Origin of the sequence: Proteus vulgaris (assembly GCF_033708015.1) — a bacterium.
Lineage (GTDB): Bacteria > Pseudomonadota > Gammaproteobacteria > Enterobacterales > Enterobacteriaceae > Proteus.
Window position 1 is genome coordinate 1,327,377 of sequence record NZ_CP137920.1, and the last position, 21,510, is coordinate 1,348,886.

Consider the following 21,510-nt stretch of genomic DNA (forward strand, 5'->3'; position numbering starts at 1 on the left):
TATATATCAATGTTGGCGTCTTATTCTAGAAAGCCATATAGTAGGAAAGCTTTAACAAATTGATATAAAAGGGTGATCGGTAATGAAAAAAAATATTCCATCTGTTCTGGGTAAGGTTACCGCGGGAATGGGTTTACTGCTAATTATTTCTAGTCCTTCATTTGCAGTCAATAATCCGGTGCCTCCTCAAATAGAGGCAAAATCTTATGTATTAATGGATTACAACAGCGGAAAAATTCTGGCATCAGAAAAACCTGATGAACGTTTAGATCCCGCCAGCCTAACAAAAATCATGAGTAGCTATGTTGTTGGACAAGCGATCAAAGAAGGTCGTATGTCACCTGATGATATTGTTATTGTTGGGCGTAATGCATGGGCAACGGGGAATCCGGTATTGAAGGGATCATCATTGATGTTCTTAAAGCCGGGTGATCAGGTTAAAGTGATTGATTTAAATCGCGGTATGGTTATTCAATCTGGTAATGATGCCAGTATTGCATTAGCAGAACATGTTGCGGGTAGTCAGGAAACCTTTGTGGATTTAATGAATTCCTATGCTAAGAATCTCGGTTTGAAAAATACACACTTTAAAACCGTTCATGGGTTAGATTCTGAAGGGCAATATACAACCGCACAAGATATGGCATTACTCACAGCCGCCATGATCCGCGATGTGCCTTCAGAGTATGAAATTCATAAAGAAAAAGAATTTACATTCAACAATATTCGTCAGCCAAACCGTAACCGTTTATTGTGGAATAAAAATATGAATGTCGACGGTGTGAAAACAGGTCACACTAATGGAGCAGGGTACAATCTTGTTTCTTCGGCAACTGAAGGTGATATGCGCTTGATTGCTGTTGTTTTAGGAACGCCATCAGATAAAGTGCGTTTTGCTGAAAGTGAAAAATTATTAGGCTGGGGCTTCCGCTTTTTTGAAACGGTAACCCCCGTAAAAGCAGGTACCCCACTGACAACTCAAAAAGTGTGGTACGGCGATAAAGGCGAAGTTGCATTAGGGGTTGCTAATGATGCTTCAATCACTATTCCTAAAGGTGAACTGAAAAACTTGAAAGCTTCGTTTACTTTAACCAATCCTGTATTAGAAGCGCCACTAACGGAAAATCAGGTGGTAGGTACCGTTAACTTTTTATTAAATGATGAAGTGATTGAGCAACGCCCATTAGTCGTAAAAGAAGCGGTTGAGGAAGGCGGTTTCTTTAGTCGTATTTGGGATTTTGTTGTTAAAACAGTATCCGGTTGGTTTAATGCTATTTTTGGTTAAATCATCAATAATGGATCTATCAAAACGTTACTGAGTTTTTCACCCAAAAAGAAAGACTAGCTCTATTTTTATATAAATAATCCGTAATTGTTTAACGATTACGGATTTTTTATATTCAATAAAATAGTGGGATATCTCTATTTTAGCGAAAAACGCCGTAAACCCTCGCCCAGTAAATCATCATGATTACTCAATTGATATATTGCCATAACGTGTTAAAATAAAAACATTATATCAATGAGCGCTGATGATGTTAAGAGCAACAAAAGTACGCATCTACCCAACACCAGAACAGGCTGAATATCTCAACGCTCAGTTCGGTGCGGTTCGTTTTGCGTACAACAAAGCGCTGCACATCAAGAAAGACGCTTACCAGCGGCACGGCGTAAATTTAAACCCGCGTAAAGACCTTAAACCGCTGCTTGCCGTGGCGAAAAAATCCCGCAGATATGGGTGGCTTAAAGAATATGATTCTATTGCATTGCAGCAGGCGGTGATTAACCTTGACGTGGCTTTCTCCAACTTTTTTAATCCGAAACTAAAAGCCCGTTTTCCCACGTTTAAAAGTAAGCATGGCAGACAATCTAGCTATCATTGTGTCGGGATCAAAGTCATTGATGGCGCGATAAAAATCCCGAAAATCGCACCGATTGAAGCGCGTTTACATCGTGAAATTACGGGGGCGCTGAAAAGTATCACACTGAGCCGCAGCGCAACCGGAAAATACTATGCGTCACTACTCTGTGATGACGGGGTAGAAGCACCGGCAAAGCCAACATTGATATCAAATATCACGGGGCTTGATGTGGGGCTAAGTCATTACGCCATCAAATCAGACGGCAATAAGATTGCTAATCCGCGCCACCTTATCAATGCCAGCCGTCACCTACGTCGAAAACAAAAAGCCTTATCTCGCAAGCAAAAAGGGAGTGCTAATCGCCGTAAAGCCCGAATACAGCTTGCAGGTGTACACGAACGGGTAGCCAATGCCCGTGCTGATTTTCAACACAAACTCTCTCGTGCAATTGTTGACGAAAACCAAGCGGTAATTGTCGAGACACTGAAATCGGCGAATATGATGAAAAACCACTGTCTGGCTCGCGCTATCGGTGATGCAGGCTGGCATGGTTTTATCACAAAGCTGGAATATAAAGCCGCAGAAAAAGGCGTCCATCTGGTAAAACTGGATCAATGGTTTGCCAGTTCGAAAACCTGTCATTGCTGCGGTCATAAAATGTCAGAAATGCCACTACATAAGCGTATCTGGCAATGCCCTGAATGTGGAGTTGAACATGACCGAGATATCAATGCGGCAATCAATATCCGACACAAGGGCATATTGGAATTACACGCGGCGGGACTCGTCGTTTCAGCCCATGGAGACCAGCGTAAATCCGTCGTACAGAGGGTTGCGGTCTGAGAAGTGGGAAGCCTCGCCGTTTACGGTGGGGAGCAGTCACAACTTAAGTAAGCCCATCGATTTTTCCTTGATTATCAACGTTAACAGCGATAGCCGCGGGGATTTTAGGTAACCCTGGCATTGTTGTGATAGAGCCCGTTAAGGCGACAACAAAGCCTGCGCCAGCAGAAACATACACTTCACGGACGTTGATTGTAAAGTGAGTCGGGCGACCTAATAAGGTGGGATCATCTGAGAGTGAGTATTGCGTTTTTGCCATGCAAACAGGGAAATGAGCAAACCCCATACTTTCTATTTTTTTCAACATATTACGAGCCTTTTGGCTGTAAGTCACACCATCAGCACCATAAATTTCTTTGGCAACAATATCAATTTTTTGACTCAGTGAGGCATCATCAGGATAAATTAATTGAAATTGACTCGGTTCATTTTCAAGTGTATCAATCACTTGTTTAGCCAACTCAATACCACCTTCGCCCCCTTTTTCCCATACTTTTGTAATCGCGAAGCGACAACCTCTATCTTGGCAAAATTGTTCGATAAACTGGTGTTCTGCAAGACTATCTGTGATATAAGCATTAAGAGAAACAATGACAGGTAAACCATATTTTTTTAGGTTTTCAATATGTTTTTCAAGATTAACAATGCCTTTTTCAAGAGCAACTAAATCTTCATTATTCCACTCACCTTTACCTAAGCCACCGTTATATTTTAGCGCTTTCGTGGTGACAACAATAACGGCACAATCAGGACGTAATCCACTGATCCGGCATTTTATATCAAAGAATTTTTCAGCACCTAAATCAGCCCCAAAACCAGCCTCTGTCACAGTAATATCAGCAAGTTGAAGAGCAAGTTTTGTTGCTCTTACGCTATTGCACCCATGGGCAATATTTGCGAAGGGACCTCCATGAATAATAGCGGGAGTATTTTCGAGTGTTTGTACTAAATTAGGATTAATAGCATCTTTTAATAAACTCGCCATTGCACCGACGGCTTGTATATCGCTTGCTGTAATAGGATCACCCTGATAAGAATAGGCAACAATAATGCGAGAAAGTCGTTGTTTCAAATCATCAATATCTACGGCTAAACAAAGGATAGACATGATTTCAGAAGCAACGGTAATAACAAAGCTATCTTCTCTTGTAATACCGTCTTTCTCACCACCTAATCCCACAACAATATGACGTAAAGCACGATCGTTCATATCCATACAACGTTTAAACACGATTTTTTTAGGATCGATATTTAACGGATTACCCTGATAAATTGAATTATCAAGCATGGCTGCAAGTAAGTTATTGGCAGAGGTAATAGCATGGAAATCGCCAGTAAAATGAAGGTTCAGATCTTCCATTGGAATGACTTGTGAATAACCACCACCCGTTGCCCCACCTTTAATACCAAAGCAAGGGCCTAAAGAGGGTTCACGCAATGCAATAATGGCATTTTTTCCAAGATGATTAAGTGCTTGCCCTAATCCCACTGTGACAGTTGTTTTACCTTCACCTGCAGGTGTTGGATTAATTGCTGTGACTAAAACTAATTTCCCAGTTTTTTTTGTTGCAATTTTTGACCAAATACGGTGACTAAATTTCGCTTTGTACTTGCCATAAAACTCAATATCATCTTGATCAATATTTAAATTTTTAGCAATATCCTGAATCGGTAAGGGGTGTGCTTCTTGGGAGATTTGAATATCTGATTTCATTTTAGTTCTCTTTTATCCCGCTAATGATGTCTCTAGTGATCTTTACTTATCAACTTTAGACAATAATCTAAATATCACCAATAGATTGATTAAGTTATCATTATTTACTTTAGATAACGTGTTCATTATCACGCCATCTAAATGATTTTTGTCGTTAACCCTTATTTTTCTTTAAGTTCTTCTTATTAAGTCATGCTTTGTATTTTTGAAAAAACGTATTTTAACTAAGGATGACAATTTAATCTCATACAAAACAAATGGTATTAAAAAAGAAGATCATCAAGATAGATGCGAATAAACAAAAAAGGCGCTGAGATCAGCGCCTTAACTATCATAAATATCTGGATTGAAGACTTTTAGGTTTAGTCACAAGAAATTTTAATGGCTAATCCGCCTTGAGAGGTTTCACGATATTTAGCATTAATGTCTTTACCTGTTTCGTACATTGTTTCAATGACTTTATCTAAACAAATACGAGGATCACTGACACGGCGTAAAGCCATACGAGATGAGTTTACAGCTTGTACGGCTGCGATGGCATTACGTTCAATACAAGGAACTTGTACTTGTCCTGCCACTGGGTCACAGGTAAGTCCTAAGTTATGCTCCATTGCAATTTCCGCAGCAATACAAACCTGTTCGGGGCTACCGCCTAGCAGCTCAGTTAATGCGCCTGCTGCCATTGAGCAAGCAACACCGACTTCACCTTGGCAACCGACTTCAGCGCCCGAGATAGATGCATTCATTTTGTAAAGTGAGCCAATAACACCCGCAACTAAGAAAAAGCGAGTGTAAGAGTTTTCATTTACAGGACGAATAAATTTATCATAGTAAGACAATACTGCTGGAATAATACCACAGGCACCATTTGTTGGTGCTGTGACAACACGCCCACCCGCCGCATTTTCTTCATTCACGGCAAGAGCAAACATATTAATCCAGTCAACAACTGTCATTGGATCGGTCGTCGTTTTATCTTCTGTGACTAACATACGGCGTAATGCCGAAGCACGGCGAGGTACACGTAATGGCCCTGGTAATAAGCCTTCGGTATTTACACCACGCTCAATACCTGATTTCATCACATCCCAAACCGCTGCAAAATGAGCTGAAATTTCTTCTTTGCTACGTAATGCTAATTCGTTTTGCATCACTAATGCGGATAAAGAAAGGCCTGTTTCTTTGCAATGACGACGTAAATCAGCCGCATATTGATAAGGATAAGGAACTTGAACACTATTTTCTTCTGGTTGACCAAAATGTTCTTCATCAACAATAAAACCACCACCAATAGAATAATAGGTTTTTTTCAATAAAACCTGGTCACCGTTATAAGCGGTAATGGTCATGCCATTTTCATGGAGAGGCAGATTGGTTTTATGGAAATTCATACCGCCTTCAACCGGAAAGTCGACTTCTTTTATGCCATTTGCCAGCATTAAGCGACCAGTGGTTTCTACCTGTTTAATAAAAGGGGGAATAGAATCTATGTCCACCGTGTCAGGTAAATTTCCTGCGAGTCCCATAATAATAGCAATATCAGTTGCGTGACCTTTACCTGTTAAAGATAAAGAGCCATAAACATCAACGATAACGCGGGAAACTGAAGAGAGGAGATTTTTTTCAGCAAGTAAATCAACGAATTCTTTACCTGCTTTCATAGGGCCTACAGTGTGTGAGCTTGAAGGGCCGATACCAATTTTAAAAATATCAAAGACGCTAACCATAATATTCGCCTCCCTAATTAATTTAAAGGCGCAACTGTGTGATTATTAGAGTGTTAAGTGTCAGTTTTGAAAGCTAAAGCTGTAATGGCTACTTCCATTGAGAAAGTAGCCATTAGATGTCTTATTAGCCCATGAAAGAGTTAATTAAGCTATAGAAAACTGCTGAGATTGCGATAAGACCCATGATTACAACGAATACGTTGCTGATATGACCCGCATATTTCTTCATCGCAGGGACTTTACGGATTGCATACATTGGCATTAGGAACAGTAACATTGCGATAATTGGGCCGCCTAATGTTTCAATCATACCTAAAATGCTTGGGTTTAATGTTGCAACAATCCAAGTTGTTACCAGCATAAACAGTGCAGTGATTTTGTTTAAACGATCTTTTTCGATTGTTTTACCTTTTTCACGCAGTGATTTGATGATTAAACCGTTGAAACCTTCACGAGCACCTAAGTAGTGACCTAAGAAAGATTTAGTAATCGCAACGAAAGCAATAAATGGTGCAATATAAGCAATAACAGGCGCTTCAAAATGGTTAGCAAGATAAGACAGAATACTGATGTTCTGTTCTTTTGCTTCAGCTAAGTTTTCTGGTGTTAAGCTAAAGACACAGCTAAACACGAAGAACATCACAGTGAGAACCATCATGATATGCGCATAAGCTAAAATGCGTGAACATTTTTTCTCAGCGTTTTCACCGTATTCTTCACGTTTTGCAACAGCAAACGCAGAGATAATTGGAGAGTGATTAAAAGAGAACACCATAACAGGGATAGCTAACCATAGGGTTACTAATAGGCCTTGACCCATACCTGAAGTTGCTGCGTGATCAAAAGAGAGAGTATCAAGAATTGCGCCATTCCACTCAGGGATCAGATACAGTGCAAGTACCATCAAGATTGCAACAAACGGGAATACTAATACGCTCATTGCTTTAACGATAGCTTGTTCACCAAAGCGAATAATACACATGATGCCTACGATGAGGATCAGGGATAAAATTGCACGAGGTGGCGCAGCCATATGCATTTGGTTCACAATAAAGCTTTCTACGGTATTGGTGATAGCAACACTATAAACCAGTAGAATAGGATAGATTGCGAAGAAATAGAGTAGGGTGATTAATTTACCCGCTGTTTTACCAAAGTGTTCTTCAACAACTTCAGTGATATCTTCACCTGGGTTTTTACCTGATAACACAAATCGGCACATACCACGGTGTGCAAAGAAGGTCATTGGAAATGCAAGTACTAACATGATCAACAGAGGAATTAAACCACCAATTCCTGCGTTAATAGGTAGAAATAGAACACCAGCACCGATAGCCGTACCGTACAAACCTAACATCCATACTGTATCTGACTTACGCCATGCTTTGTAATCACTTTGGGTATTACCCGATGCGATAGAACCAGCTTTGGTTGTATCCATAATACTCTCCGAAATAACGCGGTAAAAAAATAATGAATAAAAATAAGAGCGTGATCGTATTTCTTTTTAGAAATAATCACAGCATAAATTTAATTATGAATAAATGAGTGCATTGAGTGCCTGGTGTTATCTCAATATCTTCAATTACCACATATAAAAATCTTTAAATTTCAAAAGAATTAGACCCTTCCAAAATTTGAAAAAATATTTAATAAGTTTATATCCAGACTTAAGAGGTGCAGAATATAGTGTTTTTCAGGATAAACTACCGTGATCTCCATCTCAAATGCTAAATATAACTGAAAAACCTAAAAATGTAACATTTTTTATATTTTATGTTTTTCTCGGAGGTTTTTAAACATTTTGAAATAACTTTCCAATTTTAAAGTAAGTATAAAATAAAGCTAAATACTTAAATGTTCATATATTAATGATTTTTTTTCGGTGTTTTTATTATCTAAGAAATAAATGATTAAAATCAAATGGGTTATTTTTATTTACAATTAAAACATTATATTAACCTTCTATTCCATTGATATGTATAGATTAAATATTTTCTTTAATTTATGTTTAAAAGTAGACGCAAGAATATAAAAATAGGGAAGGATGATTATTTATTAATGAATACCTTTCATTTTATGAAATGAATATATCTATATTTCAGTGATAAGTAGAATATTGTTTATAAATGCAACAATAAATTTGTTAATAAATGAGCAGGGTAGGCGGTTATGTCGCGAATATAAAAATGTTATTTTGATTAAAATAACAACAAATTTATTTTTTTGGACAAATACTATAATAGTAGAGGATATTTTTATTTATATATTAATATATTGAAGGGGGTGTTACTTAAGTTAAATATAAAAAAAACCGCAATAAATGCGGTCTTTTTCGATGCTCGAAAAGTTAAGCCTTTGTCCAACCTTTGCGAATAGGATAAGCGAAACAGAGCTGATAGAGCTGTTGTACCCATTTTTGGAGTATATCACCACCTTTAGACCAGAAGAGCTGGCAAAGACCACAAGAAAGCAGAGCAACGATAAAAGCCCCCATCATATCGATTGGCCAATGCACGCCAAGATAAATACGCGCCCAAGCAATCGCAAGCCCTAAACCGAGCATAATATAGCCAATGCGTTTGCGGTTATGCCAAAAGAGATAAGCTAAAGCAATGGTGAAAACAAACGTACCATGGTTACTTGGGAATGAAGGCGTTGCATCGTGATCAAGAAAGTTGTAACCAATGTTGGCGGCAAAAGGGCGTTCATGAGGAACAATAGCACCAATCACCCAAGAGATAGAAAGTGCGATACCTAAAGAAACAGCGGCTTTGCATACTAATGTTCTTTGCTGACTAAGATGTTTTTCATTCCCCCATAACCAATAGAACACTAAAGATAATGGAAAAAGATAGACAAGGTACTTAGCAATAACTATCGCCATACCGATTTCTAAAGGAGATGCCGTAGGTGTTGCATTCATCATTGAAAATACGGCTAAATTGAATTGTTCCAGCAAAGTAGGCTCCATACATGTCGTACTGATAAGCGATGTTTATGATATATGATACGCAAGTTTTTAAGGGTAAATGAGGGAGTAATAGGGGTAAAGTGTTTTTTTCTTATTTAATTGTGCTTTTTTTAAAGATTTGTCAGTTTTATTCTCAAACTGAGTTAAAGCACTCTTAAAAAGAGTATTTCGCTTATGTTATTACTCTCACATCGTTTTTTTTCTTATCTTCAATGAGGTATTACTTTATGTGGTTCCAGAAAAATATAGTCCTTAATGCAAGGCCAAGAGGATTTCACTTAATTACACAAACATTGATTCAAGAATTACCGGAACTAAGACAATATAAAATTGGAATTGCTCATTTTTTTATTCAACATACATCGGCTTCATTAACGATTAATGAAAATGCTGATCCAACAGTACGAAATGACTTTGAAAGTTTCTTTAATCAATGTGTCAAAGAGGATGAGGATGACTATCTTCATACTTATGAAGGTAGTGACGATATGCCAGCGCATATTAAAAGTAGCTTACTTGGACAAAGTGTCACTGTTCCTATTAGTCAAGGAGAACTGAATTTAGGGATTTGGCAAGGGATTTATCTTGGTGAACATCGTAATCACGGCGGTAATCGTCGTATTATTGTGACATTACAAGGTGAGTGTGGCTAAGTTTCAAGCAATAAAAAACCCGACAGTTATTTCACCAAATGGGTTGAAACTATCGGGCTCCTCAATATTTGGGGACATCAAAGAAAAGCAGTGGCACTAATTCAGACTACGGGTTAGAAAGAAAGTTCGCTGACTAATGAAAAAAAATAGAATATTTTTTTAGAAAAAGTGGAAATAGAAAGGAAAAATGGGGATTAAGAAAAAAGAAAGCGCTAAAACATATTGATAAATAAGCTGTTTTAGCGCTTTTGGATTAGTTGTAGATGCCTAAATTTTCTTTAGCATAAGCTTCAAAATCTGTGCAACCACCAATGTGTTTCTCATCAATAAAAATTTGTGGCACAGTTTCAACAGGTTTACCAACAGTTTTAGATAAATCAGCTTTTGTAATTCCTTCAGCTTGAATATCGACATAGCGGAAATCGAAATCGTCACGTTTTTCAGACAAAGTTTCAGCCAGTTGTTTTGCACGAACACAATATGGGCAACCTGGGCGACCAAAAATGACAACAAACATACAACACTCCTTATGAGGAAATAAAATTCAGGCATAATAGTTTCTATTGATTGTTACTATGCCTTTTTATGAGGCTAAATAAAAACAGTTATTGCCTTTTAGTGTGATAAATTATATCAATTTGCCGAATAATGAGATAGGACTGCGATACAGCTTTAGCGGAGAAATGATGGAAAAGCCTTCAAATCGAGATATGAAATCACTGTCAGATATGCCCAAACCCATTATCATCATTGAAATAATTGGGATTATTCTCTTAGTGATTGCTTATCTTTATATCAATCAATATATGACCTCCCCGCAGTGGCTAGGAACATATACAGGACAATTGACGCTGGTTGTTTTAGGCGTTATCTGCATGATCCCGCCAGCTATCCATATTGTATGGCGTGCTATTTATCGATTAACTTTTTTAGGGATCGATAATAAATCCACAAATAATAAAAAGAAAAAAGAAAATACCGAAGAATAGCAACCTGTTTTTCCTCAAAATGTATTAGAAACTAAGAAAAACCAAGATGTAAATTGGCTTAATTTTCTTCGTTTTTCTATTTATTTAGTGCCTTCAAGATAGAAAAAGTGGCAAAATAGCACCAATGCCAAAAGGCACTCTTTTTTTGCGCGTAAAGGTTATTTAAATGAACGCTGTTGTGACTACCGATCTGGATCAGCTAAAATCTTGGCTTGATGAACTACAGATTGCTTATTATGAATGTGACTCTTGTCAGGCGTTGCATTTACCACATCTTCAATATATCAGTGGCATTTTTGATGCTAAAATTGATATTCTTGAGGATGTACTTGTATTTACTGCTATCGCTGAGTTAAAACCGTCAGCAATCGTGCCATTAATGGCCAATTTAAGCCAAATTAATGCAAGCTCTTTATTTATTAAAACATTTCTAGAAATTAGTGATGATAATTTACCAAAATTAGTTTTCTGCCAATCATTTCCGGTTGCAGCAGGCATTTCACTGAATCAATTTGACCTGTTCTTACAAAAAGCAGAAGAGCAATCTGCTGAAGTTGTTAGTGAAATTTTTAATAACGGTTTCTTGTATGGTGAAAAGCAAGAAAGTGAAAACGAAGAAGATGAAGATGTTGAGATAAATAGCACATCAACTGACTCCTCCTATACTGTACATTAATATTAATCTCCATAACGGTCACAAAATCTTATGCAATGCGCACGATTTAGTGCGGGTGAATGTCATTCTTGTGAGTGGCTTTCTCTTGCTTACCCTGAACAAATCAAGAAAAAACAGCACAGCCTATTAGCATTACTTCCCAATGATTATGCTTTTGATAAATTAGCACCTGTGGAAAGCCAACAGGCGCAGTTTCGTAATAAAGCCAAAATGGTCGTTAGTGGGAGTGTCGAAAAACCTGTTTTAGGCTTAAAAACTAAGGATGGTATCGCTGTCGATTTATGCGAATGTCCACTGTACCCAGCTTCTTTTGCACCCGTGTTTTCTGTTTTAAAAACATTTATTGCAAAAGCAGGGTTAGTACCCTATGACATTGAACGCCGCCGCGGTGAACTCAAGTTTATTTTATTAACAGAGAGTCGAAGCAATAGCACCATGATGTTGCGCTTTGTTTTGCGCTCAGAAAAAAAACGAGAACAACTTCGTAAAGCACTTCCTTGGTTACAAGAGCAATTGCCTCAATTAGCCGTTATTTCCATTAATATTCAACCTGTACATATGGCTATTTTGGAAGGTGAGCAAGAAATTATTCTGACAGAAAAAACGTTCTTAGATGAATCATTTAACCAAATACCCTTACATATTCGTCCTAGAGGTTTTTTTCAAACTAATCCAGTAGTAGCTTCATCACTTTATGCCACAGCAGGTCGTTGGGTGAGAGAATTAAATATCACACATTTGTGGGATATGTTTTGTGGTTCTGGGGGCTTTGGATTGCATTGTGCGGATAAATCAACCCAATTAACAGGTATTGAAATTAGCCCAGAAGCAATTGAATGTGCTCGTTTATCAGCTCAGGAATTAGGGCTAGAACATGTTGAGTTTCAGGCTTTAGATTCAACAGATTATGCATTAGCGAAAGGAGCAGTTCCTGAATTAGTGCTTGTTAATCCACCAAGGAGAGGTATTGGTGAGGCATTGTGCGATTATCTTAATAAAATGAAACCTCGCTTTATCCTTTATTCAAGTTGTCATGCTCAAACTATGGCAAAAGATATTCAGCAACTTTCACACTATCAAATAGATAGAGTGCAATTGTTTGATATGTTTCCTCATACTTCTCACTATGAAGTGCTGACGTTATTGGTATTACAAGACAACTAAGATATTTATTACAAAATAGTGATTGAGTGTTAGTATAAATAAGCATTTAACGCTCGATGGATAACATCGGGCGTTTTCTTTTTTATTAGATAGGCATTCTATTTTATGCAGAATTTAAAAGCATTGTTATTAGTGATGGTGTTATTGGGGCCTTTGGGGATCGATCTCTATTTACCGACAATACCAGCGATTGCTCAAGATTTAGGGAGTAGTGTATCCCTTATTCAATCAACTATCGCTTTATTTATTTTAGTCCTCGGTGTAGGGCAACTTATATCAGGGCCTTTAGTGGATAAGTTGGGTCGTAAGCCTATCGCTATCGCTGGGATCCTTATCTATATTTTAGGTTCTGTTATTGCAACGGTTTCGACCGACTCAACATTTTTTATTATTTCGCGATTATTACAAGCTTCGGCAGTATGTTGTACTTCCGTTGTGGCTTTTACCTGTGTGCGTGACTGTTTTAATGGTAATGAAGCTGCTCGCGTTTTTGGTTTTTTAAATGGCACGTTAAATATTATTCCTGCTTTGGCACCGCTATTAGGTGGATTGTTGGCAGAATATTGGGGATGGCGCGCACCTTTCGGGTTCTTAATTTTCTATTCAGTGTTTGTATTGATTTTGATCACCCGCTTTTTACCAGAAACAAAGCCTGAAAATACAGCTCAATCAAAACAAAAGTTAGGTAAAACATACCTTGAGATTTTATGCAGTAAACGCTTTTTGACTTTTGCTTTAGTGAATGCGGGTACAATGGGGATGGCATTAACCTATGTGTCATTTGCCCCAATTGTATTGATGAATGATGCAAAATTATCGGCACTGATTTTTTCTATTGTTTTTGGTGTAAATGGTTTTTGGATCATGTTTGTCAGTTTTTATGCGAATCGTGTTATTCATCGCCTCGGTAGACCTATTTGTTTGATCTTAGGGAGTGGGTTAATGGGATTAGGTTGTGTGAGTTTGTTAGGCAGCTTGTTGCTCATTCCTACCGACATGCAGGATCATTGGCTGATTTATATGCTTCCTGTGGCAAGTGCTTGTGCTGGTCTTGCTTTTATTATGGGGCCGGCGACAAGTTATGCGCTTGAACCTTATTCACAAACGGCTGGTATTGCCTCTGCATTAGTGGGTTTTATTCAAATGGCAGGCGGGGCAGTTTTTGGTTTAACGGCATTAGCTTCACCAGTACAACCTAAATTAGCGTTAGCTATTGTGATGTTAATGGGGAGTTTATTAGCGTTGAATGCTTACCGAGTAAGCCATAAAGAAGCATTAATAGAAAGGCAGGCTACACAAGAATAGAACACGTATTTGTTGTTTATTCTGACATATAAAAACACCCCAAAGTTGGTGTCCAACTTTTGGGGTGCAGTTCAAAAACGGTTGGGGTGTTTTTATATCGATAATTTGGTTTACACGTTTTTAATTACGATGCTCAAACTCTAAGGCTTTTTTCTCAATCAATCTCATTAATAGTGTCAATATTCCGTTGATACACAGATAAATAATACCCGCAGCAACAAAAACCATGACATCATAACTTTGACCAAAGACTTGTCGGCTATAACCTGTTAACTCAAGTAAAGTGATGGTACTGGCAAGTGAGGTACTTTTGAATATTAAGACTACCTCGTTCGAATATGATGAAAGCGCACGCTTAAATGCATAAGGTAATATCACTCTTGCTGTTTGTATAGGTGACATGCCTAACGCTTGGCAAGACTGCCATTGTCCTGATGGAATAGCTCTTACCGCACCATAAAAAAGTAGAGTTGAATAAGCCGCACTATTTAATGCTAATGTAACCATTGCACAAAACCATGGTGTTGATAGCAATTCCCACATTGTTGGGAAGTTTTTTAACGCAGGGAATTGCCCAGGGCCATAATAGATTAAGAAGAACTGTACTAATAAAGGCGTACCAGTAAATAAGGTAATATAAGCTTTTATTATTTGACTAATAACGGGTGTTTTTAGTGCTAAAACAAACGTCATTAAAACTGAGAGTGTAAATGCAACCAATAGCGCCACAAGCGTTAAAGAAAGGCTAGTTGGTAATCCTGGTAAAATATCTACAATATAATCCCACATTATGAGGCACTCCGTTCAAATCGGGTCGTTCTCATCTCTAACCATTTCAGGATATATTGACTGACCAAGGTAATAGCCAAATAAATCAAGGCAACAATGCTATACCAAGTAAAAGGTTCTTGGGTTCGGTTAGCAATACTTTGCGTTTGTAACATTAAATCATTAACGCTGATTAATGAGACTAATGCTGTATCTTTTAATAACACTAACCACTGATTACCTAAGCCGGGTAAAGCGTGACGCCACATTTGAGGCATGATAAAGCGGAAGAAAATAGTAATACGCCCCATACCTAATGCTTGACCCGCTTCCCATTGTCCTGTTGGTACGGCTTTTAATGCACCACGTAGAGTTTGTGAAGCATAAGAAGCATAAAGAAGTGAAAGGGCGATAACACCGCAATAGAAAGGCAATGATTCAGTATCACCAAAATCAATTTGTAAGGTGAAAGCACCAAGATCAATTCCATCCATTAACATCATGACGCCTTGCAAGGTGCCATAATAGACAAAAAGAACTACCAGCATTTCTGGTAGTCCTCTAATGAGTGTTACCCAGCATGTTCCTAAGAAAGCAAAGGCTTTCCATCTTGCGGATTCCCAAGCTGTAAACAGCATGGCTAGAACTAATCCGATGATAAGAGCAGAAATAGCAAGTGTGACCGTTGTGACGGCCGCACCTGCTAGAGTTGTTATTTCATTCATTTATTAAACTATTATTGTTATTCAAACCATTTTTTATAAATGACATCATAGGTGCCATCAGCTTTTACTTCAGCTAATGCTTTGTTTAATTTATCTTGTAAATCAGCATTGCCTTTTCTTACTGCGATCGCAAGGCCTGTACCAAAGTAGTTAGGATCGGTAACTTTGTCGCCTACAATACCTAATTCAGGGTTCTTTTTCAGCCATTCATTAACAACCGCAGTGTCACCAAAGATAGCTTCGATACGACCATTTTTAAGATCTAATACTGCATTTTGATAGCTGTCATAAGGAACAGTTTTCATCTCTTTGTGTTGTTCATTGATAAATTTCTGATGGGTTGTTCCATTTTGTACACCAATTTGTTTGCCTTTTAAGCTCGCAACATCAGAGATTTTACCTGTTACTGTGATAAATACTGCTGAGTTATCATAGTAAGAATCAGTGAAATCAACTTGCTTTTGACGTTCTGGCGTAATATCAATACCCGCCATTAACGCTTCAAAACGACGGAATTTCAAACTAGGAATTAAACTATCAAATGACTGATTGGTAAAGGTACAATCAGCATTAATCTTTGCACACATTGCATTTGCTAAATCAACATCAAATCCCACAATTTGATTATTCGCATCAATCATTTCAAATGGAGGATACGTTGCTTCAGTTGCAAAACGAATTGTCTCTTTCTCAGCCGCAGTTGCAGAAAGTGTAATACTGGTCAGAAGTGCTGCAAATAATATTTTTTTCATTGTCTGATCCTGATTTAGTGTGACAAGTAATTAGCAAAAGCTTCCGTTTGTGGCGCAGTGAAACGATAGTTATCACCTTGCTCTATAATACGGCCGTTTTCCATATATACAACTTTGCTCGCGGCTTTGCGTGCAATTTCAACTTCGTGGGTTACAATAACTTGTGTAATACCCGTTTCAGAAAGTTCTTTGATAATATCAACAACTTGAGCTGTAATTTCAGGATCTAATGCTGCCGTAGGTTCATCAAATAAGAGAACTTGAGGCTCCATCATTAATGCTCTTGCAATAGCAACACGTTGTTGCTGACCTCCCGATAAATGCAGAGGAAAACGTCCTGCATAATCACTTAAACGTAAACGCTCAAGTAATTTCATTGCTTTTTCTTTGGCTTGCGGTTTTGATAAACCTAATACACGACATGGTGCTTCAATTAAGTTATCTAGAACCGTTAAATGTGGCCATAAATTGTATTGTTGAAATACCATGCCCACATTTTGGCGTAATGAGCGAATTGCTTTTGCGTTAGGCTGCTGGCTAAAGTCAAAATGTAGACCCGCAATTTCTAATTCGCCTGAACGTGGCATTTCTAATAAATTAAGAACTCTCATTAGTGAACTCTTACCTGCACCACTTGGTCCCAACAGAACCATTGTTTCACCAGCAGAGCATTCCAGATTAATATCATAGAGTGCTTGGTGCGAACCGTAGAAACAATTTATGTTTTTTAATTGAATACTCATGCGTTTTTTCTGAATAGTCATTAACTGATGCAAATAATAAAACGGCAAGAATAATTATGCAACTAAAACTGCATAATAAAGTGGTTTTTTTACGTAAAAATGGGTAATTTAGCTATTTCTCTTCACTGTTAGGTGAATTTTTATCCAGTTTGTAAGCGTTAGTACTTATTGTTTTAGCCATACCTTTGAAAATAAATAAGTGAGCAGGCATCATGGCAAACCAATAAAGCAATCCACTAAACCCTGCTGGGTGCCACCACGCACGAACATCTATTGAACGAAGATTACCGCTGTCGTGGATCGTGAAAGAGAGTCTACCTAAACCAGGAGCTTTCATTCCAAATAGCAGTGTGAGTTGTTTTTCAGGCTCAAGTTTGATCACTCGCCAACCATCAATCATATCGCCAAGTTCTAATGTTTCTCTAGAAGGGCGCCCGTAAGTGACTTTATTTCCAGCGATATCATCCATAATAGCGCGTGTTTTCCATAGCGTATTACCATAAAAATAGCCTTGTTCTCCGCCGATTTGTTGCACTGTATGCCAAAGGGATGCTGCGCTTGCGGGGGTGGATACTGTACAACCTGCATTTTTAGGGTAATAACCATAACCGGGTTTCCAGCGGCTACGAACAGCGGGAGAGTATCCCCAATCTTGGTTATCTAAAGCCGCTGCTTCATCAGCGAGGGTTTCTTTTACTGCATCATCAAATTTAATGAGAGATTGGGGAATAAGTTTACGTAATGGCTCATCGTTGGCTGGGAGATCGAATTTAAGCCCTTGGATCAACTCTTTGGCAATCGAGGTTGGCACAGATGTTATCATACTGATAAAACCTGCCGAAATAAGACTTCCCGGCATCGGTATCGGGATCAGCACGCGTTTTTTACCTGAGATTTTAATAAAGCGTTCAAAAAGGGTTTGATAACTAATATATTCAGGGCCACCCGCATCAAAAATGCGGTGTTGATGAGTGGGATGATGAATAATTTCAGTTAAATAGTGAATTAAATTTTTGAGCGCTATAGGCGAGGATTTAGAACGAACCCAACGTGGAGGGGTAAGAATAGGAAGGTTATAAACCATATCACGCATAATTTCAAAGGCAGCAGAGCCGGGCCCTACAATCATAGAGGTTCGAATTTCAGTGACAGGAATAGTGCTCGTTCTTAACACTTCCCCTGTCAGTTTTCGGGCAATAAGATGAGGTGAATATTGTTGATCCTCATGCTGTAAGGCACTTAAAAAGATAATTTGTTTAACGTTCGTGCCTTCTAATGCTTCTACAACGTTAATTGCCGCTTTACGCTCTTGCTCAACTAAATTATGTGAATCGCCCATGCTATGAACAAGATAATAAACGATATCTGTATCGAGCATGACCTTGCTTAAGGTTTCTGGATCATGCAAATCGACAAAGATACAGCGTGTATTTTTCCAACCTTGAGACATCATCCAGTCAACTCTACGGGCACCCGCTGTGACCTGATGACCTTGTTTTATCAGAGCTGGAATAAGATTTTGACCAATATGTCCACTTGCACCAAGTACTAATACACGCAGTTGATTCATTATTAATCCATTGTAAAAAGAGAACGTTATTGTTCTATTGTTACTGATTTTTCTATGAAGTAAAGAATGCCATCAAGATTGGTGTGATTAAACTTAAAACGAATCCATGCACAATCGCTGCTGGCACGATGGATACACCTCCACTTCTTTGTAAAACCGGTAAGGTAAAGTCCATGGATGTTGAGCCACAAATACCTAATGCGGTATTTCTATAACGATTAACAATGATCGGAATAAGCATGATTGCCGCTAATTCACGCATTAAATCATTGAAAAATGCAGTACTACCAATTACGGGGCCAAATGCATCGGTGAGCACAATACCCGATAATGAATACCAACCATAACCCGATGCAATGGCTAATCCCATTTTCATCGGTAGTCCCAGCAAGTAAGCCGCCAAAGCACCACCAGCAAGTGCGCTAACCCCCATAACGACAGCAATGGTTGTTCCACGACGGTTGATCAGAATTTGTTTTGGGCTCATTCCGCTATTACGTAATTGTAAACCGACTAACCAAAGTAAAAAGATAAGCGCACCTTGGCTGGCATGAGAGGCATAATGGAAAATTGACCAGTTGGTTAAGCCTATAAAAAAACCCACAACAACGACACCACATAATTGCAGTGATTCAAGTACCATTTTTATACGTGAAGGGGGCTTGGATTGTTTATGGGCTGGAACATCCCAAGGATCTTTTTTATCCAATAGCCATAAAAACAGTAAATTTGCGCCAAATGTACATAAAAAGAAAACACTGGCATAAGAAAGAATCGAGACTAAGTTTTCACCAATATTATCTAGCATGGCTAAACTAACACCCATTAGAAATAGGATCACGTAAACCATCGCGCTGAGCAGGCGGTTTGCCAGATGAAGTAATGGGCGATTGTTTAACTTAATCAAATACCCTACAAAAAGCGGAAGTAGGATAATTAATAATCCTGATAGCATTTCTATTCCTTACTGAGTGCGCTCAAATTATAAAATAAACTAATAACGTAACTTGGATTATAACATTTACTTATGATGTTGTGGATACAGAAATTAAGATAAGCCTAAAATATTTATTAAGGGTCATGAGCCTACCATGTTTCACAATAATAGGCTTTAATTGATTGAAAAGTGAACGAAATGGGTATATATCGAATAGTTGAGTAAATTTTATTACGGCTATCTTGAACTATGATTTAATGAAATTATTCATTAAGTGAAATTATTAGCTGATTAAGAATAAAATAAAATCATAGCTTAGTCGTAACTAACGAGGAATTTTATGTATTTAGAAAGAGTGGAAATCGTTGGATTCCGTGGACTTAATCGTCTTTCATTACCTCTTGATATGAATACAGTCTTAGTGGGTGAAAATGCGTGGGGTAAAAGCTCATTACTTGATGCGTTAACACTCAGTTTGGGTATTGAAACCTATCAATATGCATTTACACCCGATGATTTCCATCGTTTGCCGAATGAGCCTGAAGAAAATAGCAAAAAAAGCCTACAAATTATTCTAACGTTTACAGAATCTCGCCCTGGACGTCACCGCTCTTATCGTTTCCATAAAATAGCACCTGTATGGGTTGAAAATGGTGATGATCTTAAACATATCTATTACCGTATCAGTGCTGAATTAGATGAACAAAAGAATGTAAAAACATTTCGCTATTTTCTCGATAAAGAAGGGAAGCAAATTCGCTTACCTAATGGGCAAACGCAAGAAATCATTGCAGAGATTGTTAGGCTTTATCCTGTACTTCGCTTACAAGATGCACGTTTTGTTCGTGATTTAGCCTCTGATGTTATCGATTCTCATAATAATCCTCACCGAGAAGCGTTTAATAATAAAATGAGTGAGTTAACCAAAGCGTTAGTCAAAAATCCTGACGAATTGTCAGATGAAGATTTACGTGAAGGTCTTGATGCAATGCAACAACTGTTAGGGCACTATTTTGCAGATCATGGTTCATTGCTGTTTAAATCTCGCCCTCGTCATTGCAAAGTTAACGAGCCTCATGTACGTGGGTGGCATGCCTTAGAAAATATTAATAAAGTGTTGGCAAAACCCAATCAGAGAAGTATTCGATTAATTATCTTGGGGATGTTTTCTTCTATCTTACAGTCTCGTGGTAGTGTTGCGCTTGATCCTTATGCGAGACCTATCGTGATTGTTGAAAATCCAGAAACGCGTTTACATCCTATTATGCTCTCGGTGGCTTGGGGATTACTCAATCTTTTTTCATTGCAACGACTCACAACCACAAATTCAGGTGAGTTACTGTCACTTGCACCCTTAGAGAGCGTTTGCCGTTTAGTGCGTGATACCGATAAAGTTGCTGCTTATCGTGTTGGAGGGCAGCAACTGCATTCTGATGAAGAGCGACGTATCTCTTTTCATATTCGTTATAATCGCCCCTCTGCGTTATTTGCGCGTTGTTGGTTATTGGTGGAAGGTGAAACAGAGATTTGGTTAATGAATGAACTGGCAAGGCAATGTAATTATTTTTTTGAAGCCGAAGGAATAAAAGTTATTGAGTTTGCTCAGTGTGGGCTTAAGCCATTATTAAAGTATGCAACTTATATGGGTATAGAATGGCATACTTTGGTGGATGGTGATGAAGCGGGTAAGAAATATGCCGCTACTGTTAAGGATTTTGCATTAAAAAGTAATGATGCAGAGCGGGATAGATTAACGAAATTGCCAGCGTTAGATATGGAACACTTTTTATACAAAGAAGGTTTTCGTAATGTATATCATGATGTTGCTGGTGTACCCGATAATGAAAAATGGCCAACTCGACGCGTGATCATTAAAGCTATTCAACGTTCATCGAAGCCTGATCTCGCACTAATGGTGGCGAATAATGCGGCTAAACGTGGAGTAGACTCCATCCCTTCCATACTAAAAAGTATGTTCTCTCGTGTTGCATGGCTTGCAAGAGGTAAGGCGAATTAATTCGAATTCACTACACTTGTGCCAGTAAGATAATTTCGCGAGATCTACACTTATTTTATTTAGCTATGAGAATAAAACCTCATAGCTAACG

Annotated in this window: 19 protein-coding genes; 8 read left to right on the plus strand and 11 right to left on the minus strand. The window is 38.2% G+C overall.

The window, feature by feature from the left end; all coding sequences use genetic code 11:
- Positions 1-82 precede the first annotated feature (82 nt).
- Together SB028_RS06210 and SB028_RS06215 are read left to right on the plus strand one after the other, a co-directional pair.
- Positions 83-1,285, plus strand: a complete 1,203-nt coding sequence (locus tag SB028_RS06210; protein ID WP_069368799.1) for a serine hydrolase — start codon at positions 83-85, stop codon at positions 1,283-1,285.
- Between the two features lie 250 nt (positions 1,286-1,535).
- A complete protein-coding gene (locus SB028_RS06215; protein ID WP_318860138.1) occupies positions 1,536-2,705 on the plus strand; it encodes an RNA-guided endonuclease TnpB family protein in 1,170 nt (389 codons plus the stop codon).
- A 43-nt stretch (positions 2,706-2,748) separates the two neighbouring features.
- On the opposite strand, the gene SB028_RS06220 is transcribed toward SB028_RS06215, so the two are convergent.
- The 4 genes from SB028_RS06220 to ybjG all read right to left on the minus strand — a co-directional run bounded on the left by SB028_RS06220 (position 2,749) and on the right by ybjG (position 9,108).
- Entirely contained in the window at positions 2,749-4,419 is a 1,671-nt protein-coding gene (locus tag SB028_RS06220) for a formate--tetrahydrofolate ligase (RefSeq protein ID WP_069368152.1), read from the minus strand.
- Between the two features lie 362 nt (positions 4,420-4,781).
- A complete protein-coding gene (locus SB028_RS06225; RefSeq protein WP_069368153.1) occupies positions 4,782-6,146 on the minus strand; it encodes an L-serine ammonia-lyase in 1,365 nt (454 codons plus the stop codon).
- Between the two features lie 124 nt (positions 6,147-6,270).
- Entirely contained in the window at positions 6,271-7,587 is a 1,317-nt protein-coding gene (locus SB028_RS06230; RefSeq protein WP_069368154.1) for an HAAAP family serine/threonine permease, read from the minus strand.
- A 909-nt stretch (positions 7,588-8,496) separates the two neighbouring features.
- A complete protein-coding gene (ybjG, locus tag SB028_RS06235) occupies positions 8,497-9,108 on the minus strand; it encodes an undecaprenyl-diphosphate phosphatase (RefSeq protein WP_069368155.1) in 612 nt (203 codons plus the stop codon).
- A gap of 239 nt (positions 9,109-9,347) precedes the next feature.
- Between ybjG and SB028_RS06240 the strand changes: the two genes are divergently transcribed.
- Positions 9,348-9,773, plus strand: a complete 426-nt coding sequence (locus SB028_RS06240; RefSeq protein WP_069368156.1) for a secondary thiamine-phosphate synthase enzyme YjbQ — start codon at positions 9,348-9,350, stop codon at positions 9,771-9,773.
- Between the two features lie 253 nt (positions 9,774-10,026).
- On the opposite strand, the gene SB028_RS06245 is transcribed toward SB028_RS06240, so the two are convergent.
- Positions 10,027-10,290, minus strand: coding sequence for a GrxA family glutaredoxin (locus SB028_RS06245; RefSeq protein ID WP_036912158.1), 264 nt, complete (start codon positions 10,288-10,290; stop codon positions 10,027-10,029).
- A gap of 169 nt (positions 10,291-10,459) precedes the next feature.
- Between SB028_RS06245 and SB028_RS06250 the strand changes: the two genes are divergently transcribed.
- The 4 genes from SB028_RS06250 (at position 10,460) to SB028_RS06265 (ending at position 13,907) form a co-directional block, all read left to right on the plus strand.
- On the plus strand, positions 10,460-10,762 hold the full coding sequence (locus SB028_RS06250; protein WP_069368157.1) for a YbjC family protein: 303 nt from the start codon (positions 10,460-10,462) through the stop codon (positions 10,760-10,762).
- Positions 10,763-10,928: 166 nt separating this feature from the next.
- A complete protein-coding gene (locus SB028_RS06255) occupies positions 10,929-11,438 on the plus strand; it encodes a YbjN domain-containing protein (protein WP_069368158.1) in 510 nt (169 codons plus the stop codon).
- Between the two features lie 30 nt (positions 11,439-11,468).
- Positions 11,469-12,602: a 23S rRNA (uracil(747)-C(5))-methyltransferase RlmC gene (rlmC, locus tag SB028_RS06260; protein WP_069368159.1), complete on the plus strand. Its 1,134-nt coding sequence runs from the start codon at positions 11,469-11,471 to the stop codon at positions 12,600-12,602.
- A gap of 105 nt (positions 12,603-12,707) precedes the next feature.
- Positions 12,708-13,907 (plus strand): multidrug effflux MFS transporter, encoded by a 1,200-nt coding sequence (locus tag SB028_RS06265; RefSeq protein WP_069368160.1) that lies wholly within the window; start codon positions 12,708-12,710, stop codon positions 13,905-13,907.
- Positions 13,908-14,027: 120 nt separating this feature from the next.
- Here the strand turns inward: SB028_RS06265 and artM are convergent, their stop codons facing one another.
- The 6 genes from artM to SB028_RS06295 form a co-directional block, all read right to left on the minus strand.
- A complete protein-coding gene (gene artM, locus SB028_RS06270; RefSeq protein ID WP_069368161.1) occupies positions 14,028-14,696 on the minus strand; it encodes an arginine ABC transporter permease ArtM in 669 nt (222 codons plus the stop codon).
- Positions 14,696-15,400: an arginine ABC transporter permease ArtQ gene (gene artQ, locus SB028_RS06275; protein WP_006537477.1), complete on the minus strand. Its 705-nt coding sequence runs from the start codon at positions 15,398-15,400 to the stop codon at positions 14,696-14,698. The genes artM and artQ overlap by 1 nt, the downstream gene beginning before the upstream one ends.
- A gap of 17 nt (positions 15,401-15,417) precedes the next feature.
- Complete coding sequence (gene artJ, locus SB028_RS06280) at positions 15,418-16,152, minus strand: arginine ABC transporter substrate-binding protein (protein WP_069368162.1); 735 nt, start codon at positions 16,150-16,152, stop codon at positions 15,418-15,420.
- A 14-nt stretch (positions 16,153-16,166) separates the two neighbouring features.
- Positions 16,167-16,895, minus strand: coding sequence for an arginine ABC transporter ATP-binding protein ArtP (artP, locus tag SB028_RS06285; RefSeq protein ID WP_069368163.1), 729 nt, complete (start codon positions 16,893-16,895; stop codon positions 16,167-16,169).
- Between the two features lie 112 nt (positions 16,896-17,007).
- A complete protein-coding gene (locus tag SB028_RS06290; RefSeq protein ID WP_069368164.1) occupies positions 17,008-18,465 on the minus strand; it encodes a DUF2867 domain-containing protein in 1,458 nt (485 codons plus the stop codon).
- A gap of 52 nt (positions 18,466-18,517) precedes the next feature.
- Positions 18,518-19,420, minus strand: a complete 903-nt coding sequence (locus tag SB028_RS06295; protein WP_069368165.1) for a lysine exporter LysO family protein — start codon at positions 19,418-19,420, stop codon at positions 18,518-18,520.
- A 322-nt stretch (positions 19,421-19,742) separates the two neighbouring features.
- Here SB028_RS06295 and SB028_RS06300 point away from each other — a divergent pair, with 322 nt between their 5' ends.
- Positions 19,743-21,419 (plus strand): ATP-dependent nuclease, encoded by a 1,677-nt coding sequence (locus SB028_RS06300; protein WP_069368166.1) that lies wholly within the window; start codon positions 19,743-19,745, stop codon positions 21,417-21,419.
- The last annotated feature ends 91 nt before the right edge of the window (positions 21,420-21,510 follow it).